Origin of the sequence: Clostridium sp. OS1-26 (assembly GCF_030915445.1) — a bacterium.
Taxonomy (GTDB): domain Bacteria; phylum Bacillota; class Clostridia; order Clostridiales; family Clostridiaceae; genus Clostridium_AM.
The window spans coordinates 913350-927752 of sequence record NZ_CP133264.1 but is presented as its reverse complement, the minus strand read 5'-3'; the positions used below and the strand labels follow the sequence as shown (position 1 = coordinate 927752).

9 protein-coding genes and 3 pseudogenes are annotated in these 14403 nt (G+C 29.7%); 9 read left to right on the top strand and 3 right to left on the bottom strand.

Translation table 11 applies throughout. The annotated features are described in order from the left end of the window. Positions 1–42 precede the first annotated feature (42 nt). Entirely contained in the window at positions 43–2148 is a 2106-nt protein-coding gene (gene pulA / locus RCG18_RS04730; protein ID WP_308040258.1) for a type I pullulanase, read from the bottom strand. Positions 2149–2465: 317 nt separating this feature from the next. On the opposite strand from pulA, the pseudogene RCG18_RS04725 reads away from it, so the two are divergent. From RCG18_RS04725 to RCG18_RS04695, 7 genes and pseudogenes are all read left to right on the top strand, one after another. Then, positions 2466–4468 (top strand): annotated as a pseudogene (locus tag RCG18_RS04725) (triple tyrosine motif-containing protein). A gap of 69 nt (positions 4469–4537) precedes the next feature. Further along, on the top strand, positions 4538–5194 hold the full coding sequence (locus RCG18_RS04720; RefSeq protein ID WP_308040257.1) for a lytic transglycosylase domain-containing protein: 657 nt from the start codon (positions 4538–4540) through the stop codon (positions 5192–5194). Between the two features lie 105 nt (positions 5195–5299). After that, positions 5300–6015: pseudogene (locus RCG18_RS04715) on the top strand (pseudouridine synthase). Positions 6016–6305: 290 nt separating this feature from the next. After that, on the top strand, positions 6306–6614 hold the full coding sequence (locus RCG18_RS04710) for a YerC/YecD family TrpR-related protein (protein ID WP_178908357.1): 309 nt from the start codon (positions 6306–6308) through the stop codon (positions 6612–6614). Between the two features lie 148 nt (positions 6615–6762). Continuing rightward, positions 6763–9024 (top strand): annotated as a pseudogene (pcrA, locus tag RCG18_RS04705) (DNA helicase PcrA). A 9-nt stretch (positions 9025–9033) separates the two neighbouring features. Further along, a complete protein-coding gene (gene ligA, locus RCG18_RS04700) occupies positions 9034–11034 on the top strand; it encodes an NAD-dependent DNA ligase LigA (protein ID WP_308040256.1) in 2001 nt (666 codons plus the stop codon). An 87-nt stretch (positions 11035–11121) separates the two neighbouring features. Beyond that, positions 11122–11391 (top strand): hypothetical protein, encoded by a 270-nt coding sequence (locus RCG18_RS04695; RefSeq protein WP_308040255.1) that lies wholly within the window; start codon positions 11122–11124, stop codon positions 11389–11391. 115 nt (positions 11392–11506) lie between these two features. On the opposite strand, the gene RCG18_RS04690 is transcribed toward RCG18_RS04695, so the two are convergent. Beyond that, a complete protein-coding gene (locus RCG18_RS04690; protein ID WP_308040254.1) occupies positions 11507–11692 on the bottom strand; it encodes a hypothetical protein in 186 nt (61 codons plus the stop codon). Between the two features lie 220 nt (positions 11693–11912). Between RCG18_RS04690 and RCG18_RS04685 the strand changes: the two genes are divergently transcribed. Next, the gene (locus RCG18_RS04685) at positions 11913–12359 is read left to right on the top strand and encodes a hypothetical protein (RefSeq protein ID WP_308040253.1); all 447 of its coding nucleotides are present in this window, start codon (positions 11913–11915) and stop codon (positions 12357–12359) included. Between the two features lie 175 nt (positions 12360–12534). Further along, positions 12535–14136 carry a peptide ABC transporter substrate-binding protein gene (locus tag RCG18_RS04680; protein ID WP_308040252.1) on the top strand — a complete coding sequence of 534 codons (1602 nt, stop codon included), beginning with the start codon at positions 12535–12537 and terminating at the stop codon, positions 14134–14136. Here RCG18_RS04680 and RCG18_RS04675 read toward each other — a convergent pair. Continuing rightward, the gene (locus RCG18_RS04675; RefSeq protein ID WP_308040251.1) at positions 14133–14312 is read right to left on the bottom strand and encodes a hydroxymyristoyl-ACP dehydratase; all 180 of its coding nucleotides are present in this window, start codon (positions 14310–14312) and stop codon (positions 14133–14135) included. The genes RCG18_RS04680 and RCG18_RS04675 overlap by 4 nt on opposite strands. Between the last annotated feature and the right edge of the window lie 91 nt (positions 14313–14403).

The following is a 14403-nucleotide window of genomic DNA, read 5'->3' as shown; positions in this document are numbered from 1 at the left end:
GGTTATCCAAGAAAACATTTTTTATCCGATATAAGGGTTGCTTTATAATTTAAATAGTATATAAGCGGATGTTTTTTCAATTGTTATGATTCCGCCTGTGACAGTCTTTTTTTCAGTTTCTAAATTAGAATCTAATGCTATATTCCATGTTCCATCGGGAATGGATATATCTATACTATATTTGTTAGCATTAAAAATAACAAGTATCTCCTTCCAAGAGTCATTATTGGCATAATCTCTTAATATATAAGCTATGGAATTAGCAGGCATATTATCAATAAAGGATAAGTGGTTTTTTATACCCTGAAGTGTATTGATTCTAAAAGCAGGGTGAATCTTTCTTATATCAATAAGTTTTTTGTAGTAATAAAATATATCAATAAACTCATATTTTCTATTCCAGTCTACCCAATTTATATATTCGGATTTATTATAACTATTGCTATCACCATTTTTAGTCCCACAGAACTCTTCACCAGAATATATAAATGGTATTCCTTGAGAGGTTAGATTTATGGCTGCGCATAATTTTACCATTCTTTTTTTATTGTCAAAGCTTTCATTAGGACAACTTAAATCTATTTTATCCCATAAAGTATGATTATCATGACAGGATATATAATTTATAGATTGACTTGGCGGTAAAAAATAACCATATATACTTTGCTTTAATTTTTCTTCGAGTAAAGGCTTTCCAGTAGCGAATCCTTTGTCCTCAACGTTAAAAACGTCACCTTTTATAAAATTTCTTATTTTATCGTTAAAAAAGCCTATGCCAGGAAGCATCTTTACATTGTAATCAGCAGCTTTAAGATTTTTATCTAAGCTGGTATTTAGATTCCAACCCTCGCCATAACACATTACTGATCTTTCAAGCATATTAAGTTTCTTACTTAAAGAGTTCATTGTATCTACATCAATAAGCCCCATAAGGTCAAACCTAAAACCGTCAATATGATATTCTTTAGCCCAGTAAATTACTGAGTCTATAATAAATTTCCTTGCCATAGAATGTTCAGAAGCAATATCATTACCGCAGCCGCTGCCATTAGAAGGCTTTAAGTTATCATAGAATCTGAAATAATAACCGGGGAAAATCTTTTCAAAGCTGCTATTTGAAGCATCATGCACATGATTATATACTACATCCATATTAATAGATAAATTGTTCTTATGAAGATGCTGAACCATTCTTTTAAGCTCTAATATTCTGCAGGATGGATCATAGGAATTTGTAGCGTAAACTCCTTCTGGTACGTTATAGTTTTGAGGATCATATCCCCAATTATACTTAACAGGATTTGTTTCATCTACACTAAGGTAACTGAAATCGAAGATAGGCATAAATTGAATATGTGTAATGCCTAATTCTTTTATATGATTTAAACAGGTAGATATATTTTTACTAGATTTTGTATTATCCTCAGTAAGTGCTAAAAACTTTCCCTTATGAATAGCGCTGCTATCTGGATGAGTAGATATATCTCTAATGTTTACTTCATATATTATAGTATCAGTATAGCTTTTAAACTCAGGACACCTGTCATTTTCCCAATCTTGTGGATTAGTTTGAGATATATCTAAAATTGCACCTCTTGTTCCATTAATTCCAACAGCCTTGGAGTAAGGGTCCACGACCTCGTGAATTTTATTATAAACGTTAACCTCATAGTTATAGTAATAACCATGTAAATCACCTTTTACTAGAAGAGACCAAAGGCCATTACTTTCTTTCATTGATATTGTTGTTTTGTTTTCATCAGAGCAGGACTTTGATTTATCATAAAGAAGTAAATTAATATGAGATGCAGCAGGAGACCATACCCTAAACACAGTAAAATTTTTGGAGTATATAGCACCTAGAGAGGTATGGTGATAGTATTTGTCATTAAATTCCCTTGTAGAAAATAGAGGGAAATAGTGCACCTTCTCATATAAGTTTTCGTAACGTATAAAAGTTTCATATTTAATATCTATATCATTATTTAATGTAAATATGATATCATTACCTATTACACAATACTTAGATATAGATAGTTCTTTACTGCCATTTTCTATTTGAATTTTATAAGATCTGAACTCACCAAAATTATCTAAGGAAATTTTTATCTGATTGAAGTTTAATAATAAAACATTAAAAATCTTCATTTAAATAGCCCCCATTTAATAAGTTGATGTTGAAACTATTTTATAACTATAATATTAAATTATTAAATAAATGTCAATAAAAACCTATTACAGAATATGGGATTATAGTATAATGGAATTTAGATACATATTAAGGCATCTTCAAAAAATAACTAGTTCATCTGCTAGTCTATTTTGTCTCATACTGCGTCGTCAGAACCCTTAGATAAGGTCGGCTATCTGCGGAACCTTTCTCCTTGTCTGACGCAAAATATCCGTCGCATCTTTGGACTTGTTATTTTCTTTCAGATGCCTAAACAGGGGATGGGTAAATAGAGATGAATGAGTTAGGTATTATTTGTAATTTAGAGAGTCCACAAGAAAAAGATACAAATATAATAATAACTATTGAAAATGACTTAGAAGAAGATTTTTTATACAAATATATGATTGGTTGTAATGGAACATGGAGTACATTAAAAGATTTTGCTGAAGAGGATAGGGCTTCATGGGTTCCAGAGGAAGATGGAAAATATATAATAATGGTACAAGCTAAAAAGGTAAAAGGAGAAAAAAGTTTTGACTATGTATCCAGATTAGATTATATAATAGGGAAAGTTGAAGAAAAGTTAATAAATAGTATAACTCTGAACAAATATGAATTAGATTTAGGAGAGAAAGTTAATTTATTTGTTGATGCTAATAAATTTCCACTCATGTTTAGGTATTGGCTCAGAATTAATGATGAATGGAAGATTATAAAAGACTATTCTGCAGACAATGACCTTACGTGGACAACTAAATCTATCGGAAGAGGACAAATATTAGTAGAGTGTAAGAATATAGACTCTAAAAATAAATATGATGATTTTCAAACCGTTGAATTTGAAGTTATCCCATTAAAAAAAGTAGAAATAACTGATTTTAAGTGTTTAACGTCAGATCTAATTGAAGACCACGAGATCATATTCCAGGTTGACGCAACTTATGATGAAAATAGAACAATGCTATATAAGTTTATAAAGATAACTTCGAATGGGGAAGCTAATTGTGTACAAGATTACTCAACAAAAAGAACTGTAAGTTATATAGCAGAACAAAGTGGAGATTATAAGATTTTGTGTCTAGCAAAGGATATGTATTCTACCAGTGAATATGACGATAGAGCTATAATCCATTTCAAAGTAAAAAAGTATAATGAAATTTTCATAAAAAGTTTTGCAGCTGATTTAAACTCTCCACAGCTATGTGAAACATCTATAGTACTTAAAGCAGAAACTGTTGGTGGAAGAGAGATATTATACAGATACATAATTGAAGGAAAGTGCCCTGAAGATTCAGGATATACAAGAAATAAAACTTATATGTGGAAAAGTAAGGTCCCTGGAGAATATAAATTAATACTATGGGTTAAAGATAAGTCTTTTGAAGGAAAATATGAAGCATCAGAAACGATGAGCTTTATAATAGATGAACATAGTAAAGAACCAGTGAGAATTGATAGAGTTCTGATAGATAAAAGTACTAATGTTTTGGTAGATGAGAAGGTTAATGTCAAAGTTGATGCATCAGGCGGTACGGATTTAAGATATAGTTTTATAACAAAAAGAGATGGATTAGAATTAGAAAAGGTTGATTATGGTACATGTAATTGGGTAAACTTTATTCCAAATAAACAGGGGTGTTACGAACTTGAAGTGAGGGTTAAAGACAAATACTCAAGCAGAGAATTTGACTGTCACTCCATAATGAGCTTAGAAGCTTTTAATTATATTCCAGCTAATATTGATTATATACTATTTCCTGCAAAGGAGTATTATATAGTTGGAGATAAAATCAGTATAAATTCTATAACTAGAAATACTACCAATACGCTTCTCAAATATGTTTTAAAAATCAACGAACGTAAAGTTGAAGAAACAGATTATGTTATGGAGAAAGCATATGTGTTTACCCCTAAATGTAGTGGTTTATACAGTGTAGAAATCTTTGCAAAAAGCAAGGAGAGTGATAAACCTTTTGATTGTAAGAAAGATGTAAAAGTAGAGGTGCACGACGCATTACCTATAACAGACACTAAAATAACCTGTGATAAAGTAAAGTTTATATGTAATGAATCTATAAATTTTACTGTGCATAGTGAGGGTGGAAAGGATGTAATGTACGAGTTTTATGTTATGGAAAAGAGAGATTGGACTTTAGTCCAAAATTATAGCAAAAAAATTATTATACATTTATACCCTTTTGTAAAGAAGAGTATAAAGTATTAGTATTAGCTAAAAGTCAATACAGTGAAGTTTCTTATGAAGACTATGACACATTTATATTCAATGTAGAATGATATATATAAAGTTATTACTAAAAAGCACGATATATAGTTAGTGTAAAGAAAACATAGGTTGGTGAAAATATGAATGTAGATAACAATAAAAAAGTTGAAGATTTTCTACAATTTCAACTTATGACTCAAATGTTTAAAGAAGCAGTTGGAGACTCAGACTCTTTCCAACTAATTATGGAAAGCTTAACTAAAGCTATGACGGATAGTGATGGGAATTTAGATTTAAGTAAGCTTGGACTGGGAGATGGAGACTTAAGCAAGCTCGGATATGGTGCGGGAGAAAGGCTGAACTCTGCATATAAGGGGTTGAAAAGCGATATAAAGAGTGGAAACTTAAGTATAGAAGAAGCAGTAGAAAAAGCTTCAAAAAAATATGGTCTTGATAAATCACTCATAATGGCAGTTATAAAACAAGAATCAGATTTTGATCCTAAATCCACATCAAATGTAGGAGCAATGGGGCTTATGCAACTTATGCCTGGTACTGCGAGGGAACTAGGAGTTTCTGATGCATATAACATAGAACAAAACGTTGAGGGTGGCACCAAATATCTAAAAGGGCTACTTGACATGTACGGTAACTCAAAAGAATTAGCTTTGGCTGCTTATAATGCAGGACCTGGAACTTTGAAATATAGAGGGGTAAGAGATACCTCAGATATTTCTAAGTTGCCATATGAAACCAGAGATTACGTACAAAAGGTTATGAAATACTACGGCAAATAAAGAAATTTTTAAACAGTCTTTAGCTAGGCTGTTTTTATTTTATAATTAAAAGGTTATAATAATTAATAGAATTTAGGCATATGTAAACTTATTAGGAGGTAGCTGATGGAAAGGTTAGATAAAGTTCTATCCAATTTAGGATATGGAACGAGAAAAGAAGTAAAAGCACTAGTTAAAGATGGTGCTATAGAAGTCGATGGATCGATAATTAAAGATAGCGGAATGAAGGTGGATCCTAATATTTGTAAAATAAGAGTTTCAGGTGAATTAGTTAACTATAGAAAACATATATATCTTATGATGAATAAGCCTGATGGTGTGGTTTCTGCTACATTTGACAACTATGATGAAACTGTTATAGATTTGCTTGATCCAGAACACCAAGTTTTTAATCCATTTCCTGTAGGAAGATTGGACAAAGATACAGTAGGATTGCTATTACTGACAAATGATGGGGAATTGAATCATAGGTTAATATCGCCGAAATGGCATGTAGATAAAGTTTATTATGCGGAAATAGATAAAGCTGTTGATGAAAAAGATATTGAGGCCTTTGAAAAGGAATCACCTTAGACGATGGTTATAAATGCATGCCTGCTAAACTAGAAATATTGCAGGCAGATAGTGATGGTTCAAAGGTGAAAGTAACTATACAGGAAGGGAAATTTCATCAGGTTAAAAGAATGTTTCAAAGTAGAGATAAGAGTGTAGTGTACTTAAAAAGAATAAAGTTTGGGCCTATTGATTTAGACATAAATTTAATTGAGGGTGGATATAGAGAATTATCAGAAAAAGAAGTAGAAATACTTAAAAAAATTTAAGATTTTTCAACATATGAAATTAATTCAGGCATTTTAATATATTTTTACAATTAATTATGCAAAATAGCTTGAAATTTCATTTCTACTTTAATATAATAATCTTGCAAGGATAAATAAAAGGAATAAATAGCCCCCTTTTTATTTATGAGCGAACAGCCCATGCCCCAATGGGCTGTTTTTATTTTGTATTAATTTATAATAATTTTGTAGATTAATGCTTTAATACGTGATAGAATTAAAATGTATAGGAAATAATTATAAAAACGTATAGTAAATAAGGAGTTGAGCTCATGGAAGAATATAAATCCAAATTACAAAGTGAGGCTATGGATTTTTTATGTGAAGCTATGTTATCTTTAAAGACAAAAGAAGAATGTTATAGGTTTTTTGATGATATATGTACTATAAATGAAATAAAAGCTCTTGAGCAAAGACTTCAAGTGGCAAAAATGTTAAAGAATAAGAGAACATATTTAGATATTGCTGCAGCTACTGGAGCAAGTACTGCTACTATTAGCAGAGTAAACAGATGTTTAAATTATGGTAGTGATGGATATAATATCGTTTTAGAAAGATTAAAAGGCGATAGCGAAGAATAATATATGTATTATATAGAAACTTTAGACTTCCAAAAAATGTGTTGATATAAATCAGCACATTTTTTACGTTTAATAATGATTAAATCAGTATTTAAATGTTATAATATTAAACATGAGAATTTTGTATAGTAACCAGGGAGTGAATTGTATGGATTTAAAAAAACTTTTAAATAAGGAACAGTATGATGCAGTTGTAACTGTAGAAGGACCGCTATTAATTTTGGCCGGTGCTGGTTCAGGTAAGACAAGAGTGTTAACGCATAGGATAGCTCATATGATAAAAGATTTAAATATATATCCTTCAAAAATTTTAGCTATTACTTTTACAAATAAAGCTGCAGGAGAAATGAAGGATAGAGTAAGAAACCTAGTTGGTGATGAAGTGGATAACATGTGGGTCTCCACATTTCACTCAAGTTGTGTAAGAATTTTAAGAAGAGAAATTGATAAATTAGGATATAATAAAAATTTTGCTATATATGATAGCTATGATCAAAAAATATTAATCAAGCAGTGCATGGAAGAGTTAAAAATAAATGATAAGGATATAACTGATAAAGAAATAATAAATAAAATAGGAGAGCAGAAGGATAATTTAATATCTCCAGAACAATTTAAGAGAGAAAATGAACATAATTTTAGATTAAATAAAATTGCTGACATGTATAGACTATATCAAAAAAGCTTAAAAGTAATAATGCATTAGACTTTGATGATTTAATTTATAAAGCAGTTGAGTTGTTTAAGAAAAACCCTGATGTATTGGAATTCTACCAAAAGAAGTTTAAATATATAATGGTAGACGAGTATCAGGACACTAATAAATCACAATATGAGTTTGTAAGACTTTTAGCATCAGCTCATAGGAACATTTGTGTTGTTGGTGATGATGACCAGTGTATCTATGCATGGAGAGGTGCAGACATAAGAAACATCTTAGATTTTGAAAAAGATTATCCAGAGACAAAGGTAATTAAGCTTGAGCAAAACTATAGATCTAAAGGAAACATACTAAGAGCTGCAAATGATGTTATAAAAAATAATGCCCAAAGAAAGAATAAAATCCTTAGGACAGAAAGTGAAAGTGGCGAAAAAATAAAATTACATAGATCATTTTCTGATATAGATGAAGGAATTTATGTAGCATCTCAAATAAAAAGAATTAGAGAAGAGCAAAGTAAAAAATACAAAAGCTTTGCAATACTTTATAGAACTAATGCTCAATCTCGTATATTTGAAGATGTTTTTATGAAATCTAATATACCATATAGAATAGTTGGTGGCCTTAAGTTTTATGACAGAAAAGAAATAAAAGATATAATGGCATATTTGAAATTTATAAATAATCCACTTGATGATGTAAGTTTAAAAAGAATTATAAATGTTCCTAAAAGAAGCATAGGAGATACTACAGTACAGAAGGTGCAAGAGTTTGCGGGATCAATGGATGAGTGTATGTATAGTGTGTTATTAGATGTTGAAGAAGTATTAAAGCTTTCAACTAGAACTATATCATCTATAAAGAAATTTGTAAGTTTAATAAACAGCTTTATTAGAAGCAGAGATCAAATCAAGGTCTCTACTTTTGATAAAAGAAATATTAGAGATTACAGGATATTTAGAAGAACTTAAAAATTCGAAGGATTTAGATGCATTAAGTAGAATAGAAAACTTAAAAGAACTTGTATCTGCAGCTGTAGAATTTGAAAGTTCATCAGAAGACAAGTCCCTATCTGCATTTTTAGAGAAAGTTACGTTAGTATCTGATATAGATAACTTTAATGAAGAGGCGGATAGTGTAGTTATGATGACAGTCCATAGTGCAAAAGGGCTAGAGTTCCCTGTAGTATTTATGGTTGGTATGGAAAATGGAATATTCCCAGGAAATCAAGCTTTAAATGATTTTGCTGAAATGGAAGAAGCGAGAAGGCTTTGTTATGTTGCAATAACTAGAGCTGAGGAGCAATTATATATAACTTCTGCTGAAACTAGAAGAGTATTTGGAAAAACTGTTGCTTTTTCAGAATCAGATTTTGTACAGGAAATATCTAAGGAATTAGTAGAATATGATAATCCTGCTAAAAGGGGCTTTGGGAAATTTGGAACTACTATGAATAGCAGCTTAAATAGCAATTTAAATAGGAGTAACTTTAGTAATTCACCATCTCCGCTAAGAAATACAGGAATTACGCATGTTGCAGCGGATGCTACTAGTGATAATAAAGAAGATAAAAGCTCTCTAAAGCTTGAAAATATTAAAGTTGGAATAAAAGTTAAGCATCTAAAGTTTGGAGTAGGAACTATTGTAAGTGTTTCTAAGGTTGGAAATGACGTAAAACTAACCATAGCTTTTGATAAGATGGGAATCAAAAACTTAATGTATGGAGTTGCTCCATTGGAGGCTGTTTAGGGGGGAAATATGAGTTTTAATAGTGATAAAATAGCAAGAATTAAGGAACTAATAGAGGAATTAAATAAGTATGCACATGAATATTATGTATTAGATAACCCAAGTATTTCAGATAAAGAGTATGATAAAAAATACGATGAGTTAACTAAACTAGAAAAGGAAACTGGAATCGTACTTCCTTACTCTCCCACACAAAGAATAGGAGATGGAGTGTTAGCTGAGTTTCAAAAATACACTCATAAAGGAAGATTGTGGAGTTTAGATAAAGCACAAAACATTCAGGAAATTAAGGAATGGCATACAAGAAACAAAAAAGCAGTAGATGAATATAATTCTAACCATGAAGATAAGTTGCCTGAACTTAAGTATGTACTTACTAAAAAATTCGATGGACTTACTGTTAACTGTACCTATGATGAAAGTGGAATACTTATTAAAGCAGCCACTAGAGGAACAGGTGAAGTTGGAGAAGATATAACAGCACAGGTAAAAACAATAAAAACTCTTCCATTAAAAATAAATAACAGTAGTGTTATAGAAGTTCATGGAGAGGCTGTTATGACGAAGACTGCTTTTGAGGAATATAATAAAAAAGCTGAAACTCCACTAAAGAACTTAAGAAATGGAGCTGCTGGAGCTTTAAGAAACTTAAACATAAAAGAAACAGCCAGAAGAAATTTATCTGCATTTTTTTACGATGTAGGATATAACGAAGGAACAGCATTTAGAAGTTACATTGAAATGATGAACTTTATAAAAGAAATGGGTTTTCCACAAGATGATTATCTTAAAGTGTGCAGAAGCATAGAAGAGATAGAAGAAGAGTTAGTAGCTGTTGAAGGCATAAGAAATACATTAGATTATGATATAGATGGTGTTGTTATCGTTGTAGATGACATGAGAACAAGAGACATACTTGGATATACTATAAAATTCCCTAAATGGGCAATTGCATATAAATTTGAAGCAGAAGAAGCTACTACAAAACTTTTAGATGTAGAATGGAACGTTGGTAGAAGTGGAAGAGTAACTCCTACTGCAATACTAGAGCCAGTGGAATTAGCTGGAGTTACTGTCAAAAGGGCCACACTAAATAATATGGATGACATACAAAGAAAAGGAGTAAAAATTGGTTGTCATGTCTTTGTACGTCGTTCTAACGATGTAATACCGGAAATTATGGGTGTAGTTGAGGAAAGCTTAAAAGAAAGTAATGAAATAGAACCACCAACAACATGTCCTTACTGTGGTAGTGAGTTAGTGCAGGAGGGGGTACATTATTTTTGTGAAAATACTTTATCCTGTAAACCTCAGATGGTAAAGAGTATTGTTCATTTTGGAAGTAGAGAAGCAATGAATATAGAAGGCTTTAGTGAAAAGACTGCAGAACAGCTTTTTGAAAAACTTCAGATTAAATCAATTGGCGATTTATATAGAATAAAAAAAGAAGATTTACTTACATTAGAAAAGTTTGGGGATAAAAAGGCTCAAAATTTAATTGATGCTATAGAAAAGAGTAAAAGTTGCGATTTATCCTCCTTTATATTTGCATTGGGAATACCTAATGTAGGTAAAAAAACTGCTAAAGATTTAGTTAAAAATTTCAAAAATTTAGGTAATCTTAAAACAGCTTCCATAGACGAACTTATATCTGTTCAAGATATAGGAGATATTGTTGCTAAAAGTATAATAGAATTCTTCAAAGGGGATAAAATAATACAAAGCATAAATGAATTACTACAATTAGGAGTTAATCCTCGTTATGAAGAAGAAGAAATATCGGAAAGCGCTTTTTCAGGGAAAAACGTAGTAGTAACAGGTACATTGAAAAACTATACTAGGAGCAGTATAAAGGAAAAATTAGAGTCACTTGGAGTAAAGATTACAGGAAGTGTTAGCAAAAAGACAGACTATGTTTTAGCTGGAGAAGAAGCAGGATCTAAATACGATAAGGCAATAGAATTAGGTGTAAAAATATTAAGCGAAGATGATTTTGAAAAAATGTTGTAGATATTTACAAAATTATAAAAAAGGTTTATTATGAAAATGGTTTTATTTATATCAAAATAAAAACACAGACATACGGAGGAGAGAAATGTGAGAAGGGCTATTCATTTTTTAGGATGGATGGGAGTGTCGTTAACAATACTCACACTTGTATTGACGTTCCTTACTACATATCAATTTACATATGTAAAATATTTTAATAGCTATGAAACTCTTCAATGGTGTATATTCTTTACAATGGTTGTTTTAGCTATCAATATGGTTGATTTTAAGGCTAGTTTTAAAAACGTAGTATATCCTGTAGCATGTATACTAATAGCAGTTGGAACAATTTTCTTTATTTATATGAAAGTTTATTAGAAGTTTTACATTTTAAATTAAGCAATATATCTAAAAATGGGTACAATTTCATTAAAAATTGTACCCATTTTGTTGTTTACAGGTGTTTAAACCAGTAACTTTGGTATATTTGCTTTTACATATCCTTTGAGTTCTCATCTTTTTTCGCGAGCATATACATATGTTGAGTTAATTTTTCCATTAAGTAGTTTTTATATTTTAGTTGATTTAATATTTGTGTAAGGGTTATAAAAGCCCATACCAAGGCAAATATTAAAGTTAACATAGTTAATATGCCTAGTATTTCTACAGCAAGAATCATCTTAGCTTCCTCCGTATAATTATCTATTAAACTTTTTATTAAAATACAATGTTTATCACATGTATTTTTAGCAGAAGCTGCTAAAAATACGTAAATATTATATCATAAAAATAGGCAAAAAATATCACTTTTGATTAAAAATAGGCAGAAAATTAATTGTATCAAAATTATATTTGACTTCATATAATTAACTAATATTAATAATTTATGGGGGAGGAACGTGAGCAATATAGTTGATAAAGCTTATTTAAAATTTAAAAAAGATGAGGCTTATAAGTCAAAATATAAGCTAAAGAGAATAAACATAGATATGATAACTGAAAACATAACTAAAAATTGTTGGAATTATAATATACATTATAATATAATTTTAAAAAATTCAGATTTTGTTATTATAAAGCTCACAGGAGCTGAAAGAACCATATTATTTAAATACCATAAAAAAGAAAAAGTTTTGCTGCAAGAGTATGAAACATTCTTAGAGTATTTAAATCAGTATGATATAGAAAGAGGTATATATATTGCTACAGGTGTATTTGATGAAAAAATAAACAAATATATTGATACTGGTTTCTATAAAAAGGTTCAAAGGATAGATGGTATTAAATTTATAAAAAAGCAATTTAGTATTGAACAACTAAGCTTTTTAGAATATCTTCCTCAATGAATAGAAAATAAACAAAACTTTATACAAGTTTTGTTTATTTTTCTTTTAAGTGCCAATAATTTAAATATAGAGGTAAAAGACTGAAAGTTAATTTTCTACTAAGGCATTTGAAATAAAATATACTAATATATTGATTGTTTTTATATGTTTAAAGAAAAGAATAGGGGGATATTTCATGAAAAAGTTTATAATTAGCATATTAATTTTAAGTTCTGTATTTTTAAATGGGTGTGTTGAGAAGAGTGTACAAGGCAATAAAAATGTAAATATAAAAGATTATATAGTATATAACATTGGAAAGCCACCAAAGGACTTATTAATGCTTACGGATTATAATGTTAGACAACAAGACCTTCTTGTAAATTTATTTGAAGGATTAGTGAAAACAGATGAAAAAGGCAGCATTATTCCTGGTTTAAGTGATAGTTGGGCTTTAAGTAAAGATGAAACCTGCTATACATTCAATATAAGAGACGATGCAAAATGGAGTGATGGAAGTGATATTACTGCAGAAGATTTTGTTATCTTTTTTTCACAAATATTAAATAAAGATTTAAATAATAAATTTGCAGAACAATTGTATTATATATTTGGTGCTTCCGAATATAGACATGGCAAAAAAGGGTTTAATGATGTGGCAATTAGAGCTATTGATAAGAAAAAGCTTGAAATAAGATTAAATTATCCTTGTAATTACTTTTTAAATATACTTGCAGAGCCAATATACTCATTAAGAAAAATTAATAATGATATGGTTGAATGGAGAAAAAACTATAAAGAAATCTTATATACAGGATGCTTTACTATGCAGGGGATATCTAATAATAACGAAATAAGTCTTGTAAAGAACGACAATTATTGGAATAAAAATACAGTAAGAAGTAATAAGATTATCCTATCCTGCATTGATGGTAGTGAAGCAGCATTAGCTGCATACCAAAGCGATAAGATAGATATATTTGTAGATCCGCCAATAAGTGAAATTAAGGATCTTATTAGTTTAGGAAAAGCTAATCAAGTATCAACATATACAACTGATGTTATAGTTTTTAATTTAAAAAAAGAAGGTATAATAAAAGATATCAACTTCAGAAAATCCATAGCAACAAGTATTGATAGAAGCTATATATCAAAAGAGATATTGAATGATACAGCTAAACCAGCCTTAACATACATTCCAACAAACATTAGTAATGGTTTAAATGGACAATTCATAAATAAGGCTTATTTTGCAAGCACTTTAGAAAAAGATAAAGCGTTAGAGTTTATAAAAAAGACTAAATTTGATAAAAATAATGAACCCTTAAAATTAGTTTATGTAGATACAATAGAAAATAAAAAGGTTTGTGAAGCCATATCTAAAAACTTACATGACAATTTGCAGTTAAAAGTTGAATGTATTGGCTACAGTGCTGAAGAGTTTAATGATGAACTAAGCAAGGGAGATTATGATATGGCTAAAGTTGAATGTGAAGGAAGTTATGATTATCCTCTATCATTTCTTGAAAGATGGACTATTAATTCGAAGGATAATATTTATGGATACAAGAATATTGAGTTAGATAACATATTAGAAAAGAGTAAAATGGAAAAAGAGAAAGGTAAAAAAATAGAATTATTAAAATCTGGAGAAAATATATTATTTGAAGATATGCCAATGATTCCACTGTACTTCAGTAATATAGTAATCTGCAAAAAAAGCAATATAGAAGATATAGGCATTACAAAAAAGGGAAATATCAAATTAGATAAAGTATATATAAACTTGCAACCTTAATAAAAAGACTTCCCCTTAATTTCAAGGGGAAGCTTTTTGTTAGATTGCTTTGAAACAAAGTAGGCGCAGTCTGCTTCTCTATTAGCTGAAAAACTTGAAAGCGGTGTTACATGGTTTAAAGTACATTTCCCGTTTTTTTCATGTATGCACTTTTCAGAACAATTTATGTTCATCATAAATTACATACCTCCTTTTAAAGCAGGCTGAAGTTTTAGCATAAGTAAATGCTTGTACTGTGGTTATATTAGTATAACCCAAAAATTAAAA

What these genes read in the sequence shown, in the direction of transcription:
- pulA (WP_308040258.1), bottom strand. Translation starts at nt 2,148, where the DNA reads ATGAAGATTTTTAATGTTTTATTATTAAACTTCAATCAGATAAAAATT.
- RCG18_RS04720 (WP_308040257.1), top strand. Translation starts at nt 4,538, where the DNA reads ATGAATGTAGATAACAATAAAAAAGTTGAAGATTTTCTACAATTTCAA.
- RCG18_RS04710 (WP_178908357.1), top strand. Translation starts at nt 6,306, where the DNA reads ATGGAAGAATATAAATCCAAATTACAAAGTGAGGCTATGGATTTTTTA.
- ligA (WP_308040256.1), top strand. Translation starts at nt 9,034, where the DNA reads ATGAGTTTTAATAGTGATAAAATAGCAAGAATTAAGGAACTAATAGAG.
- RCG18_RS04690 (WP_308040254.1), bottom strand. Translation starts at nt 11,692, where the DNA reads ATGATTCTTGCTGTAGAAATACTAGGCATATTAACTATGTTAACTTTA.
- RCG18_RS04680 (WP_308040252.1), top strand. Translation starts at nt 12,535, where the DNA reads ATGAAAAAGTTTATAATTAGCATATTAATTTTAAGTTCTGTATTTTTA.
- RCG18_RS04675 (WP_308040251.1), bottom strand. Translation starts at nt 14,312, where the DNA reads ATGATGAACATAAATTGTTCTGAAAAGTGCATACATGAAAAAAACGGG.